Genomic DNA, 24,632 nt, shown 5'->3' with positions numbered 1-24,632 from the left:
CCGATCCGGAGCACGCGGACCGCGCGGAGCACGCGGACCGCGCGGAGCACGCGGAGCACGCGGAGCACGCGGAGCACGCGGAGCACGCGGAGCACGCGGAGCACGCGGAGCACGCGGAGCACGCGGACCGCGCGGACCGCGCGGAGCACGCGGACCGCGCGGCGTGGGCGGATGTCAGAGGTGGTCGTCGAAGGTGGCGATGTCGCCGCGCGTCGCGTCGGTGGAGATGCGTTTCCTGGCGTCGGCGTCGCCGTAGAGCGACCAGCGGAGGAACTCCACTGTCGTGTCCGAGACGACCCGCAGCGTCGCGCTGTCGCCGAGCAGCGCCCGCCCGTGGTCGCCCTTGGGCAGGCTCAGCATGGCCTTGGGCCAGGGCACCTTGTCGTAGGCGGCCTTGCCGGCCGCGTACTCGACCACCTCGTCCAGCTCACCGTGCACGAAGAGCTGCGGGGCGGCAGTGCCGGCGAACGCGGTGCCCACGCCGAGGGCGGTGCCGGCGAACACCACGCCCGCGTCCAGGCGTTCGTCCCGGCCGGCGGTGAACAGGCCGATGGTGGTCACGCCGCCGGCCGAGTGACCGGCGGCGGCCACCCGTTCGGCGTCCAACCTGCCGCGCAGCGCGTCGCCGGCCCGGCCGTCGAGGGCGAGTACCTGGGTCAGCGCGTACGACACGTCGGCCGGTTGGTTGAGCACGTCCAGGACGTTGTTGTCGCCGCCCCGGGAGGTCTTCGGGAACGTCGGCGCGGCCACCACGAAACCGGCCGCCGCCCAGCGGGTCAGCAGGGTCGCGTAGTCGTCGGGCCGCCCGCCCAGGCCGTGACTGAACATCACCACCGGGAACCGGCCCTCGGCCGCAGCCGCCGACCGCTTCGCGGCGCCGCCGGACTGCCCGGCCGCCGGATACCAGAGCGTCGTCGGGAGCGCACGGCCGTCCCGGTTCAGCTTGAGCTGGCGTACGCCGACAGCGAAGGTGCGCTGTGGGGCCTTTCCGGCGGGGACCTGCGGCGTCGGCGTGGCGGCGGCCTTCGGCTCGGCCGGCGGTGCCTCCCCGCGACTCGGGCGGGTGTCCGCTGAGCAGCCGACCAGACCGGCCAGCAGCACGGTGCTGGCCATCAGTGCGGGGGTGACGCGACGCGACATGAATCCAATTGTGCCCTGCCCGGCGGACCCGCCCGGCGGGCTTCGGCGCGCTGTGCCCACCCGGTCACGCGCCGCAGCGTCCCCGCGTCGGGCGTACTCAGGCGGCGGCACGGTCGGCGAGGGGGCGTCGCCGCAGCGCCGTGTCGGTGAGGGAACGCGGTGGGAAGGCGGCGTTCGGGTCGTACCGGTTGGTGCCGGGCGGCACGATCTCGTCGATCCGGTCGAGGGTCGCGTCGTCCAGGGTGAGCGTGGCGCCCTTGAGCAGGTCCTCCAGTTGCGCCATGGTGCGCGGTCCGATGATCGCCGAGGTGACGGCCGGATGGGCCACCGTGAAGGCGACGGCGAGCTGGGGGAGCGTGCAGCCGATGCTGTCCGCGAGGTCGACGAGCTGCTCGACGGCGTCGAGCTTGGCGGCGTTCCCGGCGATCGTGGGGTCGAACTGGGCCGGCCGCAGGGCGGCACGCCCGGTCGACAGGTCGACGGGCTGGTCCCTGCGGTACTTCCCGCTGAGGAACCCGAAGGCGAGCGGGCTCCAGACCAGCACCCCCATGCCGTAGCGCTGGCAGACCGGCAGGGTCGAGGTCTCGACGCCGCGGGCCAGGATCGAGTACGGCGGCTGCTCGGTGCGCAGGCGTCCGAGGGCGCGGCGTTCGGAGACCTGGTGCGCCTCGACGATCTCCTCGGCGGGGAACGTCGAGCAGCCGAAGGCGCGGATCTTGCCCTCGCGGACGAGGTCGGTGAGCACCGAGAGGGTCTCCTCGATGTCGGTCGAGGGGTCGGGACGGTGCACCTGGTAGAGGTCGATCCAGTCGGTGTCCAGCCGCCGGAGGCTCCCCTCGACCGCCTTGAGGATCCACCGCCGCGAGTTGCCGCCCTGGTTGGGGCCCTCGCCCATCGGGAAGTGCACCTTGGTGGCGAGTACGACGTCGTCGCGGCGCCCGCGCAGCGCCTTGCCCACGATCTGTTCGGACTCGCCCGCGCCGTACATGTCGGCGGTGTCGACGACGTTGATGCCCTGGTCGAGGGCGGCGTGGACGATGCGGACGCAGTCGTCGTGGTCGGGGTTGCCGACGGCACCGAACATCATGGTCCCGAGGCAGTGGGTGCTCACCTCGATGCCGGTGCCGCCGAGGGTGCGATAGCGCATGCCGATTCTCCTGGGTGGTTCGGTGGTGATCACCTGGCACGGTAGGAGCTGGAGTCGGCTCTAGGTCAACCCTCGCTACCCTGCTCGGCATGGCTGTGGTCACCGCGGGTCTGAGCATCGGACAGGTCGCCGAACGCACCGGTTTGAGCGTGCACACGCTGCGCTTCTACGAGCAGCAGGGCGTCTTCGTCAGCCCCGTACGCCGTGGTGCTGCCGGGCGTCGCGTCTACAGCCAGGACGACGTCGACTGGCTGAACGTCTGCATCATCCTTCGCGCCTCCGGCATGCCGCTGCCGGCGCTCCGCCGCTACGCCGACCTCGTTCGCGACGGCGAGGGCAACGAGGAGGAGCGACTCGCGCTCCTGCGCGAGCACCACGGGCGCGTCACCGACCAGATGGGCCGGCTCGCCCAGTGCCTGGACCTGATCACCTTCAAGGTCGGGGTGTACGAGGATCTGCTCGACCAGGGGCGGCCCGCAGCCGGGCCAGATCTTCGGCGTCCTTTGGGCGGCGGGGACGTTCCGGCATCCAGACCGGGTACATCTGCTTGAACTCGATCTGGGCCGCCACCGAGATGGTCGGCGCGGTGAGCGGGCCGATCCGGCCGGGTGGGGCGGCCAGCATCCCCGCCGGCAGCGGGGTGCCGGCCCAGGCTCCGGCGCCCACCGTCGGTCGGCCGGCGGCGTCGCGACCCAGGTACGCGACGCTGACCTCCACGTCGGCGGCGAACAGGTCGAGCTGCGACTCCACAGGCATTCGCGGGTCGGGAAGCCAGCCCCGGGCCAGCAGCAGGTCGGCCAGCCGGTACGCGTCCTCGCGCCAGCAGTACCAGTCGACGTCGACGTGCCGGCGGGTCACCGTGCCGAGCTGGAAGTCCATCGCCCAGCCGCCACGCAGCCACACCGGGATGCCACCCGCCCCGGCCACCGCGACCATCTCGGCGATGCTCGCCAACTGCCGGCGCGCAAGCTCGTCCACCGCAAGACCGTACCGGGGTCAGTGGGCCGGGCGGGACTCGTAACCGGTTAGGGCGGGGGAGTGGGCGTCGGCGGGGAGGCGGGCACCGGCGGCCCGGTCGCCGTAGAGGGTCCAGCGCAGGAAGTCGGTGGTGGTGGCGAGGACCTGGGCGAAGCCCGGGTGGCCCGGTGTGAGGTACGCGCCGTGGTCCTGACCGAGCAGGCTGAGGAACGCGGCCGGCCCGGGGGTGCGCGCGTACGCGGCCCGGCCGACGGTCAGCGGCACCACGGGGTCGGCCGTGCCGTGCACGAAGAGCACCGGCGCGGGCGGTCCGGCGAAGCTGCCGGGCAGCCCGCCTCCGGCGATCACGATCCCGGCGCGCAACCGGGCCGGGTGGCCCTCGCTGAACATGCCGGAGCTGGTGAAGCCGCCCGCCGAGTGTCCGGCGGCGGCGACCGACGTCAGGTCGAGGTGCCCGGCGAGGGGGTCGCCGCGCTCGGTGTCGAGCCGGCCCAGGTGGCGGACCAGTCGCCACGCGTCGGCCGGCTGGTGGCGTACGTCGGCCCGGGTGAAGCGCGCGGCGCCCTGCCGGGTGTGCGGGTACGCGGGTGCGGCCACCACGAAACCGGCTGCCGCCCAGCGTGTGGTCAGGCCGGCGTGCAGCTCGGGCAGACTGCCCAGCCCGTGGCTGTAGACCACCACCGGGAACCGCCCGGCCGCCACCTGACCGGTCGACGCCGGATACCAGATCGTCACCGGCAGGGGGCGCGCCGAGCGCGGATCGAGGGTGAGCGTACGCACGCCGACGGCGTACGACCCCTCGGGCGCCCGGCGTGCCGACACCGCCCCGCCGGCCGTGCCGGCCACGGCGCTGGCCGGTGCGCAACCGGCCAGCAGCGCTGTCACCAGTACGGCCGCGAGCCGCCCCGCCCCCATCGTTCCACGGTAGGTGCCGGGGAGGGCACGGCGACCCCGCCTTCCGGACCGGCTGTTGCCGCCACCCGGCCGGGTCACCTCCGCCAGCCGGGTCGACCCGCCGGGGTGACGTGGGCGGGGGCGGTGCTCCGCCACCGGCTTCGCTAGGGTCACCGCATGCCTGAGAACTACACCGACCCCAGCGGCAACACCGAGGCGTTCCGCGCCTTCTCCCAGACGCCGGAGGCGGCCGGCCCGGTGGACGCGCCGTCCCGCCTGCCGCTCATCGTCGGTGCGGCGGTGGTCGTCGTGCTGCTGGTGGCCCTGGTCGCCTGGTTGGCGATGGGCTGAGTCAGCCCGCCCCGACCACGTCCCGGGTCTGCCGGGCGATCTCCCGTTCCTCGTCGGTGCGGATGACGCAGACGCTCACCCCGGCTCCATCGGGTGAGATCAGCCGGTCGCCCGCGCCGTCGTTGCGGGCCTCGTCGACGGTGATGCCGAGCCGGTGCAGGCCCGCGAGCGCGGCGACCCGCACCGGCGCCGCGTGCTCGCCGACCCCGGCGGTGAAGGTGATCGCGTCGACCCCGCCGAGCAGCGCGTAGTACGCCCCGACGTACTCGGTGATCCGCCGGCAGTACACGTCGAAGGCCAGCGCCGCCGTGTGATCCCCGGCGGCCCGGCGCTGGAGCACCTCGCGCATGTCGTTCACGCCGGTCAGGCCGAGCAGGCCACTGCGGTGGTTGAGCAGGTCGTCGATGTCGTCGACCGACAGCCCACCCTCCCGGCGCAGGTGGAAGATCACGGTGGGGTCGATGTCCCCGCTGCGGGTGCCCATCACCAGACCTTCGAGCGGGGACATGCCCATCGAGGTGGCGACGCTGCGACCGTTGGACACCGCGCAGGCGCTGGCTCCGTTGCCCAGGTGCAGGGTGATGGTGGTCAGCTGGTCGTACGGGCAGCCCAGCAGTTCGGCGGTGCGGCGGGACACGTACGCGTGCGAGGTGCCGTGGAAGCCGTACCGGCGGATGCCGTACCGCTCGGCGGTGTCCCGGTCGATCGCGTAGGTCGCGGCGGCGTCCGGCAGGGTGTGGTGGAACGCGGTGTCGAAGACGGCGACCTGCGGCACGTCCGGCAGGGCCGCGCGGGTCACCTCGATGCCCGCCAGGTTGACCGGGTTGTGCAGCGGAGCGAGCGGGATCAGGTCCCGGACCGCGGCCAGCACCGCGTCGTCGATCAGCACCGGTTCGGTGAACTTGCGGCCGCCGTGCACCACCCGGTGCCCGACCGCGGTCAGCCCGGTCAGGTCCAGCCCGTCCAGGATCCGTCGGACGGCGTCGGAGTGGTCCGTCGGGCCGCCGTCGGGTTCACCGATGCGTTCGACGGTGCCCTGGTCGAGCACCCGGTCGCCGTCGTAGTGGCGCCACTTCACCGACGACGACCCGCAGTTGAGCACCAGTACCCGACTCACGAGGCCTCCTCGGTGGCCGCCTGGATGGCGGTGATCGCAACGGTGTTGACGATGTCCGGCACGGTCGCGCCCCGGGACAGGTCGTTCACCGGCCGGCGCAGGCCCTGCATGACCGGGCCGACGGCGACCGCACCGGCCGAGCGCTGCACCGCCTTGTACGTGTTGTTGCCCGTGTTCAGGTCCGGGAAGATGAAGACCGTGGCGTGCCCGGCGACGGCGCTGTCGGGCAGCTTGGTGGCCGCCACCGCCGGGTCGATCGCCGCGTCGTACTGGATCGGGCCCTCGACCAGCAGGTCGGGCCGGCGTTCCCGGACCAGCGCGGTGGCCGCGGCGACCTTCTCCACGTCGGCGCCCGCGCCGGAGCTGCCGGTCGAGTACGACAGCATGGCCACCCGGGGTTCGATGCCGAACCGGGCTGCGGTGTCTGCCGACGAGATCGCGATGTCGGCGAGCTGGGCGGCGTCCGGGTCGCGGTTGACCGCGCAGTCGCCGTAGACCAGCACCCGGTCGGCGAGCAGCATGAAGAAGACGCTCGACGCCACCGAGACGTCCGGCACGGTACGGATGATCTCGAACGCGGGGCGGATCGTCGCGGCGGTGGTGTGCGTCGCGCCGGAGACCATGCCGTCGGCCCGCCCGGTGGCCACCATGAGCGTGCCGAAGTAGTTGGGCTGGGCCACGATGTCGTGCGCCAGCTCGGCGGTGACGCCCCGGTGGGTGCGCAGCCGCGCGTACTCGGCGGCGAAGTCGTCCCGCCACCCGCTGGTGACCGGGTCGACGATTGTGGCGTCGCCGAGGTCGATGCCCAGTTCGCGGGTACGCCTGGCGATGTCGTCCGGTCGTCCGAGCAGGGTCAGCTCGGCGACGCCCCGGCGCAGCAGGATCTCCGCCGCCCGCAGGATCCGTTCGTCGGAGCCCTCCGGCAGCACCAGGTGCCGGGGCTTCGAGCGGGCGCGGTCGATCAGGTCGTACTCGAACATCAGTGGGGTGACCCGCTCGGAGCGGCTGACCCGCAGCCGGCGGGCCAGGTCGGCGGTGTCCACGTGGCCCTCGAACGCGCCGAGCGCGGCCTCGACCTTGCGCGGGTTGGCCGCGCTCGGCCGTCCCTCGATCCGGCTCGATGCCTCCACCGTGTCGTAGCTGTCGCTGCGCACCGAGAGCACGGCGACACCGGTGTTGAGCAGCTGCACCAGGCGCATCGCCCGGGGGTCCGGGTGTTCGCCGAGGGTGAGCACCACGCCGGCCAGTGAGACCTGTCCGGCGACGTGCGCGGCGCTGGCGGCGACCAGCAGGTCGGCGCGGTCACCGGGGGTGATGACCAGCGCCCCCTCGGTCAGGTGGTCGAGCAGGATGGGCACGTGCGCCGCTCCGACGACGTAGTCGAGCACGTCCCGGCCGAGCGCGGCGTCGTCGCCGGCGAGCAGGGTGGCGTCGAGCGCCGCCGCCACCTCGGCCACCGTCGGCGCCGAGACCGTGGGGACCTCGGGGATGGCGTACGCGGGGACCGGCAGCTCCGGCAGCGTCATCGGCCCGGTCACCCGGTTGGCGATCACCGCGAGCACCGTCGCGCCCAGGTCCGCCAGATCGTGGTACGCCCCACGCGCCGTCGCCGCGATCGCCTCCGGCTGCTGCCCGAAGCCGTCCACCACCGGGACCACCACGCTGCCGAACTCGGTGGCGAGCCGGGCGTTGAAGGCCAGCTCGCGGGGGCCGGCGCCGTCCCCGCCGTCGGCGAAGTCGCTGCCCACCACGACCACGGCGGGGCAGCGCCGCTCGACCGCCCGGTACCGCTCGACGATCCGGGAGATCAGCTCCTCCCGGCGTCCGTCGGCGACCATTGCCGCCGCCTCGGCGTACGTCGCGCCGGTCAGCTCGGCCTGGGGCAGGTCGATCCGGTAGCGGTCGTGCAGCAGGGCGAGGATCGGGTCGGGGCCGGCGCCGGAGACCAGCGGTCGGAACGCACCGATCCGTTCGACCTGCCGAGAGAGGAGTTCCGCGAGGCCGAGGGCGATTGTCGACTTGCCGCCGCCGGACCCCACGCTGGTCAGATAGACGCTGCGGGCCACGCACCCACCCTAGAAGATCACCGCCGGACCCGTCCGGGGTCCAATGGCCCTGACGTGTCCCGTCCGCCCGCCGTCGGTCGGGCGTGGGTGGTCCGGGACGACGAAAAACGTGCCGCCTTCGCCTCGCCGGGCTGCCGGGCCGGGTGGTCGGGGCGGCCCGGTCGACGGGTGCCGTCGACCGGCCGCCGGGTCGCGGCCACGATCCGGTCGGTCGGCGGCGACGGTCGTTGCCGACCCGGCGCTCACCGGAGGATCCGGTGAGCGCTCCGCGTACTGAATCGGCAACGGTGAGTCATCGGGGCAGGCTGGGGGTGCGTCCGGCGTCTCATCCACGCGCCGCCGCGAGAGCCGAAAAAGTCTCGCGCCTACACTCGCCTCCCATGACCGCCCGGCACCTGAGCAGCGACGACGCAGCGACCGGAAGGTCGACGTCCGCAGGCATGCCCGATGGCGAACCCACCCGACCAACCGCACCCGTCGACGAGCCGACAACGGTGCTCGGTCCGTCCGACGGACCCACCGCGCTGATCGCCGTCGTACCCCAGTCACCGCCGGTCTTCGTCGACCCCACCGGCCGCCGCCGCTCCCGCCTGCGCTGGCTCGCGTACGCCGTCGGCCTGGTGGGTCTGCTCTACACCGGGCTGGTGGCTGTCAGCTTCGCCGGCGGAGTGGTGGACCCGCGCACGGTGCTCCCCTTCGTGGACGAGATCGAGCAGCCCCAACGGCCCCGGTCGCCGCAGGCCGAGGCGGTCACCACCACCCCCGAGCCGTCGACGGTCCCCCGTGCCCCGACGGCCACGGTGGCCCCCAGCGTCGCCCCGGCGGCCCCCCGCCCGGCCGTCCCCAGCCGGTCGCCGAGCCTCACCCCCTCGACCGGCCGACCCGCCAGGACACCGACCACACCCACAACCACGCCGCGAACGACCGACCCGGCGGCCCCGACACCCGCCGGCTCACCGTCGACCCAGGACCCACCGCCCTCGCCCGAGGAGACGCTCGTCGGGCCCGACGACCTACCCGCCGATGGCTGAGCCGACAGCCACGGCAGCCCGCCGCCGCCGCGCCGTACCGCCGCCGCGCTGGATCCTGTTCGGCATGGTGCTGGCGGTGCTGGCCAGCGTGCTCCTCGTCAACGCGTACACCAACGCGTCCTTCACCCCCGACCACCAGCGCAGCAACCGCGGGCAACGCGAGGTCCCCACCTCGGTGGTGACCGGGGGACCGATCATCAGTGCCAACAGCGAGCTGGTCCGCTCCTACCGGCTGCCGGAGCGGACGATCGCGCTCACCTTCGACGACGGACCCAACCCGGTCTGGACCCCCGAGGTGCTGCGCGTGCTCGACGCCCACCAGGTCAAGGGCACCTTCTTCGTGCTGGGTTCGCAGGTCGCCCGGCACCCGGACCTGGCCCGCAAGTTGGTGGGCGGCGGCCACGAACTCGGCGTGCACACGTTCACCCACCCCGACCTCGCCGAGCTGCCCGGATGGCGGCGGGACCTGGAGTACGCCCAGACGCAGCTCGCCCTGGCCGCCGTCACCGGTGTGCGGACCTCGCTGGTCCGGTTTCCCTACTCCTCGCACGCCGACGCGATCGACAACGAGGACTGGCCGGTGCTGACCGCCGCCGGCGACCGGGGCTACCTGACCGTGCTCAACGACACCGACAGTCAGGACTGGGCGCAGCCCGGCGTCGACCGGATCATCCAGAACGCGACCCCGGCCGGCGCCTCGGGCGCGATCACCCTCTGGCACGACGCCGGCGGTGACCGCGCGCAGACCGTCGCCGCCCTCGACCGGTTCATCCCGATGATGAAGCAACGGGGGTACCGCTTCGTCACCGCGACCGAGGGACTGAACCTGGCCTTCTCCGCCGCCGGGGTCGAGCACCGGATGGAATCCGCCGTGGCCGCCACCTCGGGGGACCGCTGGCGCGGCCGGATGCTGGTCTGGGCGGTCCGGGGCGCCGACCACGTGCTGAGCGTGTTCGGGATCCTCTTCGTGCTCGTCGGCGTGCTCACGGTGGGGCGTACCGCGGTGTTGTTCCTGCTCGCCGGGCGGCACGCCCGCCGCCGTCGGGCCAGGGACTGGACGTGGGGGCCGCCCGTCACCGCTCCGGTGTCGGTGATCGTCCCGGCGTACAACGAGAAGGAGGGCATCGCCGCCACGGTCCGTTCCCTGGCCGGCGGCGACCATCCCGGCGGGATCGAGGTCGTCGTCGTCGACGACGGCTCCACCGACGGGACGGCCGACATCGTCGACGCCCTCGGTCTGCCCAACGTCCGCGTGGTCCGCAAGCCCAACGGCGGCAAGCCCAGCGCGTTGAACACCGGCGTGGCGCTGGCCCGCCACGACCTGATCGTCATGGTCGACGGGGACACCGTCCTGGAACCCGACGCCGTCCGCAGGCTCGTGCAGCCCTTCGCCGACCCGCAGGTGGGCGCGGTCGCCGGCAACGTGAAGGTCGGCAACCGGCGCAGCCTGATCGCCAAGTGGCAGCACATCGAGTACGTCATCGGCTTCAACCTGGATCGGCGCCTCTACGAGACGCTCCGCTGCATGTCGACGGTGCCCGGGGCGATCGGCGGCTTCCGGCGACAGGCTCTGCGCTACGCCGGCGGGATGACCGACGACACCCTCGCCGAGGACACCGACATCACCATGGCCCTGGGCCGGGCCGGCTGGAAGGTGGTGTACGAGGAGACGGCGCGCGCCTGGACCGAGGCGCCGACGAGCCTCGGGCAGCTCTGGAAACAGCGCTACCGGTGGAGCTACGGCACCATGCAGGCGATGTGGAAGCACCGCCGGTCCGTGTTCGACAGGGGCGCGTCGGGCCGGTTCACCAGGCGGTGCCTGTTCTTCCTCAGCCTCTTCGGGGTGCTGCTGCCGCTGCTCGCGCCGGTGATCGACCTGCTGGCCGTGTACGGTCTGCTCTTCCTCGACCGGACCGCCACGGCCGTCGCCTGGCTGGTCATGCTCGGCGTGCAGATGGTCACCGCGATCGTGGCGTTCCGGTTGGACCGGGAGAAGCTGGGCGTGCTGTGGGTGTTGCCGCTCCAACAGTTCGTCTACCGGCAGTTGATGTACCTGGTGATGATCCAGGCGGTGGTCACCGCGCTGACCGGCGGCCGGCTGGGCTGGCAGAAACTGCGCCGTACCGGCCTGGAACCGGCCGCCTCCCGCACCGGCTGAGCTTCGCCAGAGCGCGTCGACGGCGTCCCGGTCGGCCACCCCGGGGGTCCACCGATCGCGCCCCACCGGCCGTGTCCGGTAGGGCGACGCCGGGTTGGTCAGTCCTCGTCGGGGTCATCCAGCCGGGCCAGCCAGGTGGCGAAACGCTCGATCGGCGTCTCGAACTCCGGGTTCAGGTCGACGAAGTCGCGCAGCCGCTCGCCCAGCCACTCCAGGCTCACCTGCTCGTCACCCCGGCGCTCGACCAGCTCCTCGATGCCACGGTCGGTGAAGTACATCGCGTACGTCCTCGTGCTCGGCCCGGCGCGTGGCCGGGCGGATGGACCGACGTGAGCCGGGGCAGGACCGTGGAAACGGCCCTGCCCCGGCTCACGCGGTGCGGTCAGGTCACGGGCGGGGGAGAGCCGCCTCGATCAGCGCGGTCTGCTCGACCTCGTGGGTCTTGGCCGAGCCGACCGCCGGGGCCGCCGCGGCCGGGCGGGAGATCCGCCGCAGCCGGACGTCCGTGAGGTGCTCCAGCAGGTTGAGCGCCACGAACGACCAGGCGCCCTGGTTGGCCGGCTCCTCCTGCACCCAGGCGAAGTCCTCCGCGTTCGGGAACTGCGCCAGGGCGGCCCGGATCTCCTCCACCGGCAGCGGGTACAGCTGCTCGATCCGCAGGATCGCGGTGTCGCTGACGCCACGCTCCTGCCGGGCCTGGAACAGGTCGTAGTAGACCTTGCCCGAGCAGAGCAGCACCCGCTTCACCGCTTCCGGAGCCGGGGCGGCCGTGTCACGCAGCACCGGCTGGAAGGTGCCGGTGGTGAAGTCCTCCACCGAGGAGACACAGAGCTTGTGCCGCAGCAGCGACTTCGGCGTGAACACCACGAGCGGCTTGCGCTTGGGCGACAGGGCCTGGCGGCGCAGCAGGTGGAAGTAGTTCGCCGGGGTCGTCGGGATGGACACCCGCATGTTGTCCTCGGCGCACATCTGCAGGAACCGCTCCGGCCGGCCGGACGTGTGGTCCGGGCCCTGACCCTCGTGGCCGTGCGGCAGCAGCAGGGTGACCGCGGAGCGCTGACCCCACTTCACCTCGCCGGACGAGATGAACTCGTCGATCACCGACTGGGCGCCGTTGACGAAGTCACCGAACTGGGCCTCCCAGGCGACCAGCGCGTTGATGTTCTCCACCGAGTACCCGTACTCGAAGCCCATCGCGGCGTACTCGCTGAGCAACGAGTCGTGCACGAAGAACCGGGAACGCTCCCCGTCGCCGGTCAGCGACTTGAGCGGCAGGTAGTCCTCGCCGGTGCGCGAGTCGACCACCGAGGCGTGCCGCTGCACGAACGTGCCGCGACGCGAGTCCTGGCCGGCGAGCCGGACCGTGACCCCGTCGTGCAGCAGCGCCCCGAGCGCGATGATCTCGCCGAAGCCCCAGTCGATGTTGCCCTCGACGGACATCTTGGCCCGCCGGTCGAGCAACTGCTGGATCCGCTTGTGCGGGGTGAAGCCCTCCGGGAGGTTGACGTGCGCCTCGCCGACCGCCTTGACGACGGCGGCGTCGGTGGCGGTGTCGACCTGCGGCTCCGGCTCCTCCTCGCGGCGCGGCCGGTTGAGCTGGCGGGGCGCGGCGGCGGCGTCCCGGGTGGCCTTGAAGACCTTCTCCAGCTGCGACTGGTAGTCGCGCAGCAGCTCCTCCGCGTCCTCCACGGTGATGTCGCCGCGACCGATGAGCTCCTCGGTGTAGAGCTTGCGCACCGAACGCTTCGAGTCAATGATCTTGTACATCTGCGGGTTGGACATCGACGGGTCGTCGCCCTCGTTGTGCCCGCGCCGGCGGTAGCAGACCAGGTCGATCACGACGTCCTTGTTGAACGCCTGCCGGTACTCGAAGGCCAGCCGGGCCACCCGGACCACAGCCTCCGGGTCGTCGCCGTTCACGTGGAAGATCGGCGCCTGGATCATCCGGGCCACGTCGGTGCTGTACAGGCTGGACCGGCTGTACTCCGGGGCGGTGGTGAAACCGACCTGGTTGTTGACGACCACGTGCACGGTGCCACCGGTGCGGTAGCCGCGCAGCTGCGACAGGTTGAGCGTCTCGGCGACCACACCCTGCCCGGCGAAGGCGGCGTCACCGTGCACCGACAGCGGCAGCACGGTGTAGCCCTCCAGCTTGAGGTCGATCCGGTCCTGCTTGGCCCGGACGATGCCCTCCAGCACCGGGTCGACGGCCTCCAGGTGCGACGGGTTGGCCACCACCGACACCTTGACGGCGTGCTCGCCGGCCGGGGTGGTGAACTTGCCGTTCTGCCCCAGGTGGTACTTCACGTCGCCGGAGCCCTGCGTCGAACGCGGGTCCAGGTGACCCTCGAACTCCGAGAAGATCTTCTCGTACGGCTTGCCGACGATGTTGGCCAGCACGTTGAGCCGACCCCGGTGCGCCATGCCGATGACGACCTCGTCCAGCCCGTTCTCGGCCGAGCACTCCAGCACCTCGCCGAGCAGCGGGATCAGCGACTCGCCACCCTCGAGCGAGAACCGCTTCTGCCCGACGTACTTGGTCTGGAGGAAGGTCTCGAACGCCTCGGCCGCGTTGAGGCGGTTGAGGACGTGCTTCTGCTCGTCGGCGGACGGCTTCTCGTACTTGCGCTCGATCCGCTCCTGGATCCAGCGCCGCTCCTCCGGGTCCTGGATGTGCATGTACTCGATGCCGACCCGGCGGCAGTACGAGTCGCGCAGCACGCCGAGGATCTCGCGCAGCTTCATCCGCTGGCGGCCGGCGAAGCCGTTGACCGGGAACTCCCGGTCCAGGTCCCACAGGGTCAGCCCGTGCTGGAGGACGTCCAGGTCCGGGTGCTTGCGGATGGTGAATTCCAGCGGGTCGGTGTCGGCCATCAGGTGACCGCGCACCCGGTACGCGTGGATCAGCTCGTGCACCCGGGCGGTCTTGTTGATCTGACCCTCGGAGTTGACCGCCACGTCGCGCACCCAGCGCACCGGCTCGTACGGGATGCGCAGCGAGGTGAAGATCTGGTCGTAGAAGCCGTGCTCACCCAGGATCAGCTCGTGCATCACCTTGAGGAACTCGCCGGACTGCGCGCCCTGGATGATCCGGTGGTCGTACGTGCTGGTCAGCGTGATGACCTTGCTGACCGCCAGCTCGGCGAGGGTGGCCTCGGACATGCCCTGGTAGGGGGCCGGGTACTCCATCGCGCCGACACCGATGATCGCGCTCTGCCCCTGCATCAGCCGCGGCATCGAGTGCACGGTGCCGATGCCACCGGGGTTGGTCAGCGAGATCGTGGTGCCGGAGTAGTCCTCCATGGTCAGCTCGTTGCGCCGCGCCCGACGGACCACGTCCTCGTACGCCTGCCAGAACTGCCGGAAGTCCATCTGCTCGCAGCCCTTGATGGAGGGGACCACCAGGTTGCGGCTGCCGTCCGGCTTGGCCAGGTCGATCGCGATGCCGAGGTTGACGTGCGCCGGGCGGACCACCGCCGGCTTGCCGTTCGCCTCCGCGAAGGAGTTGTTCATTTCCGGGTGCTGCACCAGCGCCCGGACCATCGCGTACCCGACGAGGTGGGTGAAGCTGACCTTGCCACCGCGCCCCCGGGCGAGGTGGTTGTTGATCACGATGCGGTTGTCGACGAGCAGCTTGGCCGGGACCGCGCGGACGCTCGTCGCGGTGGGCACGCTCAGCGAGGCGTCCATGTTCTGGACGATCTTCGCGGCGACACCGCGCAGCGGCGTGGTCTGCGGACCGTCGGCGGCCGGGGTGGCGGGCTTGCTGGCCGGCTTGGCCGGGGCCGCCTTCGCCGGTGCCTTCTCGGCGGCCTTGGCCGGCGCGGCGGCAGGCTTGGCCGGCGCCGCCTGCGTGGCGGCCGGCTTGCTGGCCGGCGCGGCGGTGCTCGGCTGGCTGACCGAGGCGGACGCCTCCGGCTGCCCGTCCGGCTCCGGCGCGGCAGCCGGCTTGCCCGACGCCTCAGCCCCGCGTGGTGTGGCGGCGCCCGGCGCCGGTCGATAGTCGGCGAAGAAGTCGTGCCAGGCCGAATCGACACTCGTTGGGTCGGCGAGGTAGCGCTGGTACATCTCCTCGACGATCCACTCGTTCGGGCCGAAACCCGCCAGTGGGTTCTCCTGCGAAGTCTGCTGGGTCGACACGGCCGGTAATCGCCTCTTTCACGCGGGTTGTGTGTCACGCGGTGTCCGTCGCGCCCTGTTGAGGACTACGGACAGGACGACTCCCAGGCTACGCCGTACGGATCGCGCAGGCATTTCCGCCTCGGTCAGGTGGCCGGTTTCACAGAAGATGCCAGAAGTTCGGCAACCTCGGCGTGCCCGTTCGGCGACTGGTATGGCCACCTGAGTACGGGTACCGATGCTCTGGGTGCAAGCGCCCACGAGGATCGGGCGCATGGATCACAACGGGGTACGGGGGCGCTACGGCCGCAGCATGGCTGTGGCGTCCGGTTGGTACGTGACGGTCGGGGCGGCCTTCGCGGTGGGCCTGGCGAGTGTGCCGAACCCGCCGTCGACGGACTGTTCGGCCTGGTTCAGCTGCCTGTCGCCGGGGGAGTCCCTGGCGCTGGTCCTGCTGGTGTGGGGCGGGCCGGTGCTCGTCGGGCTGCTCGTCGTGACGGCGCTGGTGACCGCGCTGATCGTGCGCCTGGTCCCCTCGGCGGTGCTCACCGGCACCCTGTCCGCGCTGGTCACCGTCACGATCTGCGCCGCCGTGTACGCGGGGCGCTCGTGAGGCGGCTCGGCCTCGGAGGGCTCTTCTTCGTCTGGTTGTACGGGGTGCCGTTCCTGCTTCTGGTGGGCCTGGTCCGGCGAACCGCCAAGCCGTACGCGCCGACCCGGGAGGCGGCGCAGGCGTTCGGCGCGACCACCGACGCTCTGCTGATCGTCGGTCTCCTGCTCAACGCGCTCCCGCTGATCGGCCTGCTCTTCGCCGAGGTGGCCGGGGACGAGGGCTGGCAGCGGCACTTCCGCTGGGCGATCGGCGGGATGGTGGTGCTCTACCTGCTGGTCGTTCTCGCCAGCCGGATGGCGACCGGCGTCCTGATCGGCCACACCCCCGCCGACGACGGGCCCGCTCCGGCGATCACGCAGTGCATACCGCGCAGCGGCGGTCACGGCTGCCCGGGCGGCTGACCGACGGGCCGTTCCGGGGTGGCGGCCGTGCCGCCGCCACCCCGGTCGGTCAGGAGATGTCGCGCCGACGCATCAGCAGGCTGCCGACCACACCGGTGACCACCGCGTACCCGATCAGCACGGCGGCGCCCGCCCAACGCGGCGGGTTGCCGGGAATGTCCGCCCCGGTGACCATCAGCGACGAGGCCAGCGACGGCACCAGCAGTTGCAGGTTGTTGATCCAGTCGCCCCACCGGTCCGCCAGGATCGCGATGACGAAGATGGCGCCGATCGAGCCACCCAGGTAGAGCAGGATGCCGGTCACGGTCGCGCCGATCTGGCTGCGGATCAGCACGCCGATGCCGACGCCGAACACCGCCCAGAGCAGGTACGCGAGCAGGTTCAACCCGATCGCCCGCCAGGCTGCGTCGTTGCCCAGTTGCGACTCCACCCCGACCGCGTTCAGCACCGCCGATCCGGCGACCAGGTTGAGCGCGGTGGTGACCAGCCAGAACAGCAGCGCCAGCACACCCGCCGCGACCAGCTTGGCGACCATCACCGCGGTGCGGTGCGGGCTGGTGAGGAACGTCGTGGTGACCGTCTGGTGGAAGAACTCGCTGGTCACCACGATGATGCCGAGCAGCATCACGATCAGCAGGCCGAAGAACTGCCCGGTGGTGAACAGGTTGGACGACAACGCGTCCGGGCTGGCCGCCGCCTCGAACTGGGCGGCCTGCTCGGCCGTCACGTCGCCGATGTTGTTGCTGGTGAGAGCGTCGGCCTGCAACCAGTTGATGAGCAGGGTGAGCGCCCACAGCGGCAGCGTGATGAGCGCGAAGATCCACCAGGTGTTCGTCGTACGGATCTTGAGCAGCTCGGATCGGACGAGGTTCATCGGATGCCCGCCTTTCCGGCCGTCAGCTCCAGGAAGACCCGTTCCAGGTCGGGCCGTTCGGTGGTCAGTTCGTGCAGCTCCACACCGGCGGCCAGGGCGGCCCGGCCGATCGCCGGGGCGTCCACCCCGCTGACCAGCAGGACGCCGTGCTCGTCGGTGTCGACGGTCGCCGACTGCGCCTTCAGCGCCGCGGTCAGCGCCTCGGCCTGCGGGGTACGGACCCGCACTCGGGCGCCCTGCGCCATCGACCCGAGCACCTGCTCGACCGGACCCTGCCGGACCAGCTGCCCCGCCGCGATGATCACCACGTCGTCGGCGAGCAACTGCATCTCCGACAGCAGGTGGCTGGAGACCAGCACCGTGCGGCCCTCGTGCGCGAGGTTCTTGAGGAACCCACGCATCCACCGGATGCCCTCCGGGTCCAACCCGTTGGCCGGCTCGTCGAGGATCAGCACGCGGGGGTCACCGAGCATCGCGGCGGCGATACCGAGCCGCTGCTTCATGCCCAGCGAGTAGCCCTTGAACTTGCGCTTCGCCGCCGGGGTCAACCCCACCAGCTCCAGCGCCGCGTCGGCCCGCTCCCGGGGCAGACCGGCCGCCGCGCAGATCACCCGCAGGTGGTTGATGCCGGTCCGGCCCTTGTGCGCGCTGGACGCCTCAAGGATCGCGCCGACGTGCCGCAACGGGTCGGCGAGGTCGGCGTACCGGTGGCCGCTGATGGTGGCCGTGCCGGCGGTGGGCGTGACCAGGTTCAGCAGCATCCGCAGCGTGGTGGTCTTGCCGGCGCCGTTCGGGCCGAGGAAGCCGGTCACCCGCCCCGGTGCCACGGTGAAGGACAGGTTGTTCACCGCCCGGACGTTCTTGTACTGCTTCGTCAGACCGGACACCACGATCTGACCATCGCTGGTGGGGCTTCGCTGCCCGTCAGTCATCGTTCTCCTCCCGTGAGCGGCGTCGAGGTACGCCGTGGCACAGCGTGACGGCACCGAGCAACAAGGTCAATCAGGCTCGGTCCGTACGGCGTGGTCCCCCTCCGGGGGGAGGCGCCTCATCCGCGCGGACGACGTCGGGGGTCAGCGGGCGATCCAGGTGGCCCGGGCGGCGCCGAGCAGCGAGCCGTCCGGCCCGTACAGGCTGGTGTGCACCGACGCCTTGCGACCGTCGACGCCGATCAACCTCCCGGTCACCACGCACTCGTCGCCGGGCGCGGGCCGCGCCGTGACCACTGCGGCGATCCGGCCGAGCAGGTACGGGCGGCCCGGCGCGAGCACCGTCCAGCCGCCGGGGCAGTCCAGCGCCGCCCAGACCGCGGCGTCGCCGACCTCGTCGGGCGCCCGGAACGGGGCGGCGGTCCGGCCGTCCGGAAGCCGGCCCGGGAAGATCCGGAGCCCGTCGGCCCGGTCCGGTCCGCAGACGTAGCAGCCGGGAAACGGATGCTCGACCAGGCCGGGGTAGCCGGTCGCGGCGGCGCGCGCGGTCTCCAGGTCGACCGGGGGTACGACGGCGTCGACGGTCGCCACCTGTCGCACCTCCGCCACCAGCTCCCCGTCCGGGTCGCGGACCTCGCCGTCGGTGAGCCGCAGCTCCGTGTCGAGCGGCGGTGGCCGCCGCAACGTCACCTCGACCGGCCCGGTGCCGCCGGCCGCCGCGGCGAAGACACCCGCGCTCCAGCCGCCGTTGCCGGAGCCGGGAGGCCCGTTGTAGCGGGATCCGATGAGCATCGTCGACCTCCGGTGGGGCGTTCCGGCGCCGTCGCCGGTTCGTCCCGCAGCCTTCCACGCCGCCGGTGGGACGCATCTGCCGGCCGGCGTTCATCCCGCCGACACCAGCGGTGCCCGTGGATGGCAACCCGGGGCACCTACACAGAACCCATGGCCGTTCTGCATGCCGCTGGCGCACCACTGACGACCAGCGGATACACCCTGCTGATCGCCGACGACCCCACCCAGGTCGCGGCCGCGCAACGCCTGCGCCACGAGGTGTTCGCCACCGAACTCGGCGCCACCCTCCGACCCGCCGCCGGGCTGGACGTGGACCCCTTCGACGCCCACTGCGACCACCTCGTCGTGCGCGAGGACAGCACCGGTGCGGTGGTCGGCACGTACCGGCTGCTGCCGCCGGGGCGCACCGACCGCCGGTACGCCGAGGACGAGTTCGACCTCGGCGCGCTCGACCCGCTCCGCGACGACCTGGTCGAGGCGGGACGGTCCTGCGTACACCCCGAGCACCGCTCCGGCGCGGTCATCAACCTGATGTGGGCCGGCATCACCCGGTACCTGCACCTGCGCGGCTCCCGCTGGCTCGGCGGCTGCGCCTCCGTACCGGTGGCCGACGGCGGTCGGACGGTCGCCGAGGTGTGGGCGCAGGCGCAGGCCCGACACCTGTCGCCACCGCGGCTGCGGGTCCGCCCGCTGCGCCCCTGGTTCGCCGAGCCGGGCGCCGTCGCCGCCGACCCCGCCGAACGTGTCGTGGTGCCGCCGCTGCTGCGCGGCTACCTGCGGCTCGGCGCCTGGATCTGCGGCGAACCGTCGTACGACCCGAACTTCGGCTGCGCCGACTTCTACGTCCTCTTCTCGCTGGACCGGATGAACCCGCGCTACCTGCGGCACTTCCTCGGCGAGGTGCAGCGGTGACCGCCGCGCCGCGCAACCTGTGGCGGCCCACCTCCGGGTGCGACGACACGTGCCTGCCCGCCGCCGGCGAGGTGCCCGACGTGCCGGTGGCCCGCCGGACACTCCGGCTGATCGCCGCGACCGGCATGCTGCTGGGCGGAGTGGGCCTGGCGGTGCTGCTGCCCGTACTCCCGTCGCGGGAGCGGCAGGCGGCGGTGCGAGGCTGGGCCCGGGGCACCGCGCGGGCGCTCGGCGTCCGCCTGGAGATCCGGGGACGGCTGCCCCGGCGGCGCGCGCTGCTGGTCGCCAACCACGTGTCGTGGCTGGACATCCTCGCGGTGCTGGCGGTCGCGCCGACCCGGATGGTGGCCAAGCGGGAGGTCCGCACCTGGCCGGTGCTCGGCCTCCTGGCCGCCGCGGCGGGCACCGTCTTCGTGGACCGGTCCCGGCCGCGGGAACTGCCGGCCACCGTGCGCCGGCTCGCCGACACCCTGCGGGCCGGCCGGTCGGTGGCGGTCTTCCCGGAGGGTACGACCTGGTGCGCGGGCCAGGACGCGGCCGGCTGCCGCCCCGGCGGCGGGTTCCGACCCGCGATGTTCCAGGCGGCGATCGACTCGGGCAGCCCCGTGGTGCCACTGCGGCTGAGCTACCGGTGCGCGGCCACCGGCTCGCCGACCACGGCGGCGGCCTTCCTGGGCGCCGACGCCCTGCTGCGCTCGGTGGCCCGCGTGGCCGCCGCCCGGGACCTGGTGGTCTCGGTGACGATTGCCGCAGCCCTGCACCCGGCCCGCGACGCCGACCGGCGGTTGCTGGCCCGGGCCGCCGAGTCGGCCGTACACCTGGTGCCGGCGCCGGCCGACGCCACGCGGACCCGGCTGCGCCCGCTACCCACCGTGACCCCGGCCCCTCGCGCCCCGACGCCAGCCCCAGGCAACGAGCTCGACCTGGCGGCCTGAGCAAGTCGCCCGCCCGCACCGCCCGCGCGCCGCGCCGGGTCGCCCGCGCGCCGGGTCGCCCGCGCGCCGCGTCGCCCGCGCGCCGCGCCGCCCGCGTGCCCGCGCCCCGCGCCGCGCCAGCCCCGGCAAGATCGCGCTCGATCCAGGAAGTAGTGGCTTCGGTGGGGTGGGGATGCCACTGCATCCATGATCGAGTGCGATCTTGAGGCGCGGGCCGGGCCGCCGGGCACGATCCGCCGCATCGGGGACCTTGCGCGGAGCCTCGCGCAGAGCCGGTGGCGCGGCGAACTCGCGACAGTCTTGTGGTGTCGCGATGTATCGCGTTAGTGTCTTCTCGTCGGGCGCGCGTCGGCGCGCCGTCGAGGGAGGACGCCATGGCCGGATGGACGGTCGAGAGGCCGCAGCGGCTCACCGTGGACGGGCGGGTCACGCGACTGGACGTCCGTCTGCTGAGCGGGCGGCTCAACGTGGTGGCCGCCGACGGTCCGACCCGGGTCGACATCACCCAGGTCGCCCGCCGGCCGGTGCTGGTCGACCACTCCGACGGCCGGCTCAGCATCCGCCAGGAACGTGGCCGGAGCTGGTCGGACGCCCTGCGCTGGCTCCGGTCGCTGCACCGCTACCCGCGGGTGGACGTCTCCGTGGCCGTGCCTGCCGATGTCCTCGCCGACCTGGGGCTGGGCGCGGGTTCGGTGGTCGTCTCCGGCCTGCGCAGGCAGACAAGCGTCCACGTCGCCGCCGGTCAGATCACCCTCATGGGGCTGCGGGGCACCACCTCCGCGAAGATCACCTCCGGCCCGGTGGAGGCGCTCGGTGTGCGTGGCGACCTCACCCTGGAGACCGTCTCCGGGGAGGTGATCCTCGCCGACAGCGCCGCCGGGCGGGTGCGGGCGCAGACCGTCTCCGGCGCCATCACCTGCGACCTGGACAATCCCCGACGCAGCGAGATCCGGCTCACCACCATCTCCGGCAGCATCACCGTCCGGGTCCGCGAGGACAGCGACCTCGCCGTCCGGCTGAACACCGCCTCCGGTCGGATCACCAGCGGGTTTCCGCAGGTGCGCGGGTCGACGTTCCCGATGCCGACCAGCGAGGGGGTGCTCGGCGACGGCGAAGGTAAGCTCTGGGCCTCCGCGACCTCCGGCAGCATCGCCCTGCTCGCCCGAGCTGTCGACGCCGATTCCGAGGAGCTGCCGTGACCGCCGTGTTCAGCCACGGACGGCTCCGGCTGTACCTGCTCAAGCTCCTCGACGACGGCCCCAAGCACGGGTACGAGCTGATCCGTCTGCTGGAGGACCGCTTCCTCGGGCTCTACGCGCCAAGCGCCGGCACCATCTACCCCCGCCTGCAACGGTTGGAGGCCGAGGGGCTGGTGAGCCACACCGCGGCCGGCGGCCGCAAGACGTACGACATCACCGACGCCGGCCGTGCCGAGCTGCGCCAGCGGGCCGACGAGCTGATCGCGTTGGAGGCCGACATCGCCGCCTCGGTGGCGGACCTCTCCACCCTGGCCGGCGAGATCCGCAGTGAGGTACGCGGCTCGGTACGCGACCTCAAGCGGGAGCTGAGCGAGGCGACCCGGCAGACCCGGCGTGCCCGGTGGGACGCGCCCCCGCCACCGCCCCGGCCGTCGTCGACCGACGGGCCACGCACCGCGCTGCTGGACGAGCTCGACCAGCGGCTGGCGGCGTTCACCTCCGAGGTCGGCCGGCTGGCGCGGGCCCGGCAGTTCAGCGACACCCAGCTGCGGACGGCGATCCGTCTGCTCGACGGCGCGCTCGACGGGTTGCGCCGCCTGCTGCGCTGAGCGACACGCCGACGGCGACTCACAGGGTTTTTGCAGGAAGCGTCCAGCGCCGCCGCAGTGAGGTCACCGATGATGGGGCCATGCCCGCTACCCAGACCGAGGCGCGACTTCTCGTCGTCGAGGACGACCCCAACATCCTCGAACTCCTCTCCGCGAGCCTGCGGTTCGCGGGCTTCGACGTGGCCACCGCGACAAGCGGCAGCGCCGCCCTGAACGCCGCCAAGGACCACCGGCCCGACCTCGTCGTGCTCGACGTGATGCTGCCGGACCTGGACGGCTTCGAGGTCATCCGGATGCTCCGCGAGGGCGGTACGCGTACCCCGGTGGTCTTCCTGACCGCGCGGGACGCCACCGACGACAAGATCCGTGGGTTGACCCTGGGTGGCGACGACTACGTCACCAAGCCGTTCAGCCTGGAGGAGCTGACCGCCCGGATCCGGGCGGTGCTGCGCCGCACCACGACGGGCGAGCAGGCCCCGTCCCGGCTCACCTTCGCCGACCTGGAGTTGGACGAGGAGACCCACGAGGTGCACCGGGCCGGGCAGCGGGTGCAGCTCTCGCCGACCGAGTTCAAGCTGCTGCGGTACCTGATGCTCAACGCGAACCGGGTGCTGTCCAAGGCGCAGATCCTCGACCACGTCTGGAACTACGACTTCCGGGGCGACGACAACATCGTCGAGTCCTACATCTCGTACCTGCGGCGCAAGGTCGACACCACTCAACCCCGGCTGATCCACACCCTCCGCGGTGTGGGATACGTGCTGCGCAAGCCGGCGGCGTGAACCCGGTCCAGCAGGCCAAGGGGCGGGTCCGCAGCGTTCCGCTGCGGGTGAAGCTGGTCACCTCGGTGCTCGCCCTGGTCTCCGGCGCCCTGCTGGTGATCAGCGTCTCGACCGCGTACTTCCTGCACAACTACCTGGTCGGCCAGATCGACCTTGAGCTGCGCGACTCGGCGGGCCGGATCCAGTCGATCATGCCCTCGTCGGACGTCGTCTCGCTGCCCAGCGACTACGTGGTCGTGCTGACCAGCCCCACCAGCGGCAAGGTGACGAACTTCGCGTACGACAAGTCCCGTTTCCGGGCGGTCGATCTGCCGCCGTGGCCGGACGACGCGGCCGGCTTCGCGGCGCAGGAGCGGGAGCAGGACGGCAAGCCGCGCACCGTTCACGCACGGGACAGTTCGGTGCGCTGGCGGATGCTCTACACCGAGCTGCCCAACGGCCAGATGGCGGCCATCGGCGAGCACCTCGCCGACGTTGACTCCGCCGTCAAGCGGCTGGCCTGGATCGACCTGCTGGTCGGCGGTGCGGTGCTGATCATGTTGGCGTCGGTCGGCGCGGCGATCGTCCGGACCAGCCTCAAACCGCTCGTGGAGATCGAGCGGACCGCCGCCGCCATCGCCGGCGGTGACCTGACCCGACGCGTACCCGACCCGGAGCAGGGCCAGGAACATCCCACCTCGGAGCTGGGCCGGCTCTCCCGTGCGTTGAACGCGATGCTCACCCAGATCGAGGCGGCGTTCACCGCCCGAGCGGCCTCGGAGACGGCGGCGCGGTGGGCGGAGAGCGCCGCCCGGGACGCCGCCGCGGCGGCGCAGGCGTCCGAGGCGCGGGCCCGGCGCTCCGAGGAGCGGATGCGGCAGTTCGTCGCGGACGCGTCGCACGAGCTGCGGACCCCGCTGACCACCATCCGGGGCTTCGCGGAGCTGTACCGGCAGGGTGCCGCGCGGGCGCCGGAGGAGACCGCCGGTCTGCTCCGCCGTATCGAGGACGAGGCGGCCCGGATGGGCCTGCTGGTGGAGGATCTGCTGCTGCTGGCCCGGCTGGACCGGGAACGGCCACTGTCCCTGGCGCCCGTGGAACTGCCGGTGCTCGCCTCCGACGCGGTGGACGCCGCCCGGGCGATGGCCCCGGATCGGCAGATCGACCTGGAGATCGAACCCGGGTCGGGGCCGCTCGTGGTGCTGGCCGACGACGCGCGGCTGCGTCAGGTCATCGGCAACCTGGTGACCAACGCGCTCACCCACACCCCGGCGGACGCCAGGGTCAGCCTGCGGCTGCGCGCCGAGGTGGGGAACCTCGCCGTGGTGGAGGTGGCCGACACCGGTCAGGGGCTCACCCCGGAGCAGGCGGAACGGGTCTTCGAGCGGTTCTACCGGGCCGACGCGGCACGGACCCGCCGGGCCGACGGCAACACCGGCACCGGGCTCGGCCTGGCCATCGTGGCTGCTCTGGTGGCCGCCCACCACGGCTCCGTCGAGGTGGCCGAGACACCGGGCGGTGGGGCCACCTTCCGGGTCCGGCTGCCCCTGCTGCCGTCCACCGATGACGCCGGCGAGTGACTTTCAGCCAACTTCCAGGACGGTTCC

The 24,632-nt window shown here is 72.5% G+C and carries 23 protein-coding genes; 12 read left to right on the top strand and 11 right to left on the bottom strand.

The features are described 5' to 3' along the window. Positions 1-174: 174 nt before the first annotated feature. Together ABZS77_RS23220 and ABZS77_RS23215 are read right to left on the bottom strand one after the other, a co-directional pair. A complete protein-coding gene (locus tag ABZS77_RS23220) occupies positions 175-1,140 on the bottom strand; it encodes a chlorophyllase (protein ID WP_354826325.1) in 966 nt (321 codons plus the stop codon). A gap of 97 nt (positions 1,141-1,237) precedes the next feature. Continuing rightward, positions 1,238-2,287, bottom strand: coding sequence for an aldo/keto reductase (locus ABZS77_RS23215; RefSeq protein WP_354826322.1), 1,050 nt, complete (start codon positions 2,285-2,287; stop codon positions 1,238-1,240). A gap of 89 nt (positions 2,288-2,376) precedes the next feature. Between ABZS77_RS23215 and ABZS77_RS23210 the strand changes: the two genes are divergently transcribed. Further along, positions 2,377-2,838, top strand: a complete 462-nt coding sequence (locus tag ABZS77_RS23210) for a MerR family transcriptional regulator (protein WP_354826319.1) — start codon at positions 2,377-2,379, stop codon at positions 2,836-2,838. On the opposite strand, the gene ABZS77_RS23205 is transcribed toward ABZS77_RS23210, so the two are convergent. Beyond that, on the bottom strand, positions 2,720-3,265 hold the full coding sequence (locus ABZS77_RS23205) for an aminoglycoside adenylyltransferase (RefSeq protein WP_354826316.1): 546 nt from the start codon (positions 3,263-3,265) through the stop codon (positions 2,720-2,722). The two genes, ABZS77_RS23210 and ABZS77_RS23205, sit on opposite strands and share 119 nt — an antisense overlap. An 18-nt stretch (positions 3,266-3,283) precedes the next feature. Next, positions 3,284-4,180, bottom strand: a complete 897-nt coding sequence (locus ABZS77_RS23200) for an alpha/beta hydrolase (protein WP_354826313.1) — start codon at positions 4,178-4,180, stop codon at positions 3,284-3,286. A 156-nt stretch (positions 4,181-4,336) separates the two neighbouring features. Here ABZS77_RS23200 and ABZS77_RS23195 point away from each other — a divergent pair, with 156 nt between their 5' ends. Further along, on the top strand, positions 4,337-4,510 hold the full coding sequence (locus ABZS77_RS23195; RefSeq protein WP_354826310.1) for a hypothetical protein: 174 nt from the start codon (positions 4,337-4,339) through the stop codon (positions 4,508-4,510). Between the two features lies 1 nt (position 4,511). On the opposite strand, the gene ABZS77_RS23190 is transcribed toward ABZS77_RS23195, so the two are convergent. Both ABZS77_RS23190 and pta read right to left on the bottom strand, forming a co-directional pair. Next, a complete protein-coding gene (locus ABZS77_RS23190) occupies positions 4,512-5,627 on the bottom strand; it encodes an acetate kinase (RefSeq protein WP_354826307.1) in 1,116 nt (371 codons plus the stop codon). Beyond that, positions 5,624-7,693 carry a phosphate acetyltransferase gene (pta, locus tag ABZS77_RS23185; protein WP_354826304.1) on the bottom strand — a complete coding sequence of 690 codons (2,070 nt, stop codon included), beginning with the start codon at positions 7,691-7,693 and terminating at the stop codon, positions 5,624-5,626. The genes ABZS77_RS23190 and pta overlap by 4 nt, the downstream gene beginning before the upstream one ends. Positions 7,694-8,073: 380 nt before the next feature. Between pta and ABZS77_RS23180 the strand changes: the two genes are divergently transcribed. Both ABZS77_RS23180 and ABZS77_RS23175 read left to right on the top strand, forming a co-directional pair. Continuing rightward, entirely contained in the window at positions 8,074-8,724 is a 651-nt protein-coding gene (locus ABZS77_RS23180; RefSeq protein WP_354826301.1) for a hypothetical protein, read from the top strand. After that, positions 8,717-10,882, top strand: a complete 2,166-nt coding sequence (locus tag ABZS77_RS23175) for a bifunctional polysaccharide deacetylase/glycosyltransferase family 2 protein (RefSeq protein WP_354826298.1) — start codon at positions 8,717-8,719, stop codon at positions 10,880-10,882. Before ABZS77_RS23180 ends, ABZS77_RS23175 begins: the two co-directional genes overlap by 8 nt. A gap of 98 nt (positions 10,883-10,980) precedes the next feature. Here the strand turns inward: ABZS77_RS23175 and ABZS77_RS23170 are convergent, their stop codons facing one another. Continuing rightward, the gene (locus ABZS77_RS23170) at positions 10,981-11,160 is read right to left on the bottom strand and encodes a DUF6104 family protein (protein WP_194800518.1); all 180 of its coding nucleotides are present in this window, start codon (positions 11,158-11,160) and stop codon (positions 10,981-10,983) included. Positions 11,161-11,269: 109 nt separating this feature from the next. Further along, positions 11,270-15,022: a multifunctional oxoglutarate decarboxylase/oxoglutarate dehydrogenase thiamine pyrophosphate-binding subunit/dihydrolipoyllysine-residue succinyltransferase subunit gene (locus ABZS77_RS23165; protein ID WP_354826295.1), complete on the bottom strand. Its 3,753-nt coding sequence runs from the start codon at positions 15,020-15,022 to the stop codon at positions 11,270-11,272. Positions 15,023-15,275: 253 nt separating this feature from the next. Here ABZS77_RS23165 and ABZS77_RS23160 point away from each other — a divergent pair, with 253 nt between their 5' ends. Together ABZS77_RS23160 and ABZS77_RS23155 are read left to right on the top strand one after the other, a co-directional pair. After that, positions 15,276-15,614, top strand: a complete 339-nt coding sequence (locus ABZS77_RS23160) for a hypothetical protein (protein WP_354826293.1) — start codon at positions 15,276-15,278, stop codon at positions 15,612-15,614. After that, positions 15,611-16,015 carry a hypothetical protein gene (locus ABZS77_RS23155; protein WP_354826290.1) on the top strand — a complete coding sequence of 135 codons (405 nt, stop codon included), beginning with the start codon at positions 15,611-15,613 and terminating at the stop codon, positions 16,013-16,015. Before ABZS77_RS23160 ends, ABZS77_RS23155 begins: the two co-directional genes overlap by 4 nt. Positions 16,016-16,064: 49 nt before the next feature. Here the strand turns inward: ABZS77_RS23155 and ABZS77_RS23150 are convergent, their stop codons facing one another. The 3 genes from ABZS77_RS23150 to ABZS77_RS23140 form a co-directional block, all read right to left on the bottom strand. Beyond that, complete coding sequence (locus tag ABZS77_RS23150; RefSeq protein WP_354826287.1) at positions 16,065-16,889, bottom strand: ABC transporter permease; 825 nt, start codon at positions 16,887-16,889, stop codon at positions 16,065-16,067. Then, on the bottom strand, positions 16,886-17,821 hold the full coding sequence (locus ABZS77_RS23145; protein ID WP_354826284.1) for an ATP-binding cassette domain-containing protein: 936 nt from the start codon (positions 17,819-17,821) through the stop codon (positions 16,886-16,888). Before ABZS77_RS23145 ends, ABZS77_RS23150 begins: the two co-directional genes overlap by 4 nt. A gap of 141 nt (positions 17,822-17,962) precedes the next feature. Next, positions 17,963-18,610, bottom strand: a complete 648-nt coding sequence (locus ABZS77_RS23140; protein WP_354826282.1) for a hypothetical protein — start codon at positions 18,608-18,610, stop codon at positions 17,963-17,965. A gap of 150 nt (positions 18,611-18,760) precedes the next feature. Here ABZS77_RS23140 and ABZS77_RS23135 point away from each other — a divergent pair, with 150 nt between their 5' ends. The 6 genes from ABZS77_RS23135 (at position 18,761) to ABZS77_RS23110 (ending at position 24,605) form a co-directional block, all read left to right on the top strand. Beyond that, on the top strand, positions 18,761-19,522 hold the full coding sequence (locus ABZS77_RS23135) for a GNAT family N-acyltransferase (RefSeq protein ID WP_354826279.1): 762 nt from the start codon (positions 18,761-18,763) through the stop codon (positions 19,520-19,522). Then, positions 19,519-20,457, top strand: coding sequence for a lysophospholipid acyltransferase family protein (locus tag ABZS77_RS23130; protein WP_354826276.1), 939 nt, complete (start codon positions 19,519-19,521; stop codon positions 20,455-20,457). Before ABZS77_RS23135 ends, ABZS77_RS23130 begins: the two co-directional genes overlap by 4 nt. 374 nt (positions 20,458-20,831) lie before the next feature. Then, complete coding sequence (locus tag ABZS77_RS23125) at positions 20,832-21,656, top strand: DUF4097 family beta strand repeat-containing protein (protein WP_354826273.1); 825 nt, start codon at positions 20,832-20,834, stop codon at positions 21,654-21,656. After that, a complete protein-coding gene (locus ABZS77_RS23120; protein ID WP_354826270.1) occupies positions 21,653-22,264 on the top strand; it encodes a PadR family transcriptional regulator in 612 nt (203 codons plus the stop codon). Before ABZS77_RS23125 ends, ABZS77_RS23120 begins: the two co-directional genes overlap by 4 nt. 80 nt (positions 22,265-22,344) lie before the next feature. Continuing rightward, positions 22,345-23,046, top strand: coding sequence for a response regulator transcription factor (locus ABZS77_RS23115; protein ID WP_030336721.1), 702 nt, complete (start codon positions 22,345-22,347; stop codon positions 23,044-23,046). Further along, positions 23,043-24,605, top strand: a complete 1,563-nt coding sequence (locus tag ABZS77_RS23110; protein ID WP_354826268.1) for a HAMP domain-containing sensor histidine kinase — start codon at positions 23,043-23,045, stop codon at positions 24,603-24,605. Before ABZS77_RS23115 ends, ABZS77_RS23110 begins: the two co-directional genes overlap by 4 nt. Positions 24,606-24,632: the final 27 nt, after the last annotated feature.

It is taken from the genome of Micromonospora sp. NPDC005298 (assembly GCF_040607375.1).
Lineage (GTDB): Bacteria > Actinomycetota > Actinomycetes > Mycobacteriales > Micromonosporaceae > Micromonospora.
Note: the sequence above shows the minus strand (reverse complement) of the source record. Positions and strands in the feature narration are given on the sequence as shown.

Bases quoted from the DNA above. Each gene is read 5' to 3' on its own strand.
- ABZS77_RS23220 (WP_354826325.1), bottom strand. From the start codon at position 1,140: ATGTCGCGTCGCGTCACCCCCGCACTGATGGCCAGCACCGTGCTGCTG.
- ABZS77_RS23215 (WP_354826322.1), bottom strand. From the start codon at position 2,287: ATGCGCTATCGCACCCTCGGCGGCACCGGCATCGAGGTGAGCACCCAC.
- ABZS77_RS23210 (WP_354826319.1), top strand. From the start codon at position 2,377: ATGGCTGTGGTCACCGCGGGTCTGAGCATCGGACAGGTCGCCGAACGC.
- ABZS77_RS23200 (WP_354826313.1), bottom strand. From the start codon at position 4,180: ATGGGGGCGGGGCGGCTCGCGGCCGTACTGGTGACAGCGCTGCTGGCC.
- ABZS77_RS23195 (WP_354826310.1), top strand. From the start codon at position 4,337: ATGCCTGAGAACTACACCGACCCCAGCGGCAACACCGAGGCGTTCCGC.
- ABZS77_RS23180 (WP_354826301.1), top strand. From the start codon at position 8,074: ATGACCGCCCGGCACCTGAGCAGCGACGACGCAGCGACCGGAAGGTCG.
- ABZS77_RS23175 (WP_354826298.1), top strand. From the start codon at position 8,717: ATGGCTGAGCCGACAGCCACGGCAGCCCGCCGCCGCCGCGCCGTACCG.
- ABZS77_RS23170 (WP_194800518.1), bottom strand. From the start codon at position 11,160: ATGTACTTCACCGACCGTGGCATCGAGGAGCTGGTCGAGCGCCGGGGT.
- ABZS77_RS23160 (WP_354826293.1), top strand. From the start codon at position 15,276: ATGGATCACAACGGGGTACGGGGGCGCTACGGCCGCAGCATGGCTGTG.
- ABZS77_RS23150 (WP_354826287.1), bottom strand. From the start codon at position 16,889: ATGAACCTCGTCCGATCCGAGCTGCTCAAGATCCGTACGACGAACACC.
- ABZS77_RS23145 (WP_354826284.1), bottom strand. From the start codon at position 17,821: ATGACTGACGGGCAGCGAAGCCCCACCAGCGATGGTCAGATCGTGGTG.
- ABZS77_RS23140 (WP_354826282.1), bottom strand. From the start codon at position 18,610: ATGCTCATCGGATCCCGCTACAACGGGCCTCCCGGCTCCGGCAACGGC.
- ABZS77_RS23135 (WP_354826279.1), top strand. From the start codon at position 18,761: ATGGCCGTTCTGCATGCCGCTGGCGCACCACTGACGACCAGCGGATAC.
- ABZS77_RS23125 (WP_354826273.1), top strand. From the start codon at position 20,832: ATGGCCGGATGGACGGTCGAGAGGCCGCAGCGGCTCACCGTGGACGGG.
- ABZS77_RS23115 (WP_030336721.1), top strand. From the start codon at position 22,345: ATGCCCGCTACCCAGACCGAGGCGCGACTTCTCGTCGTCGAGGACGAC.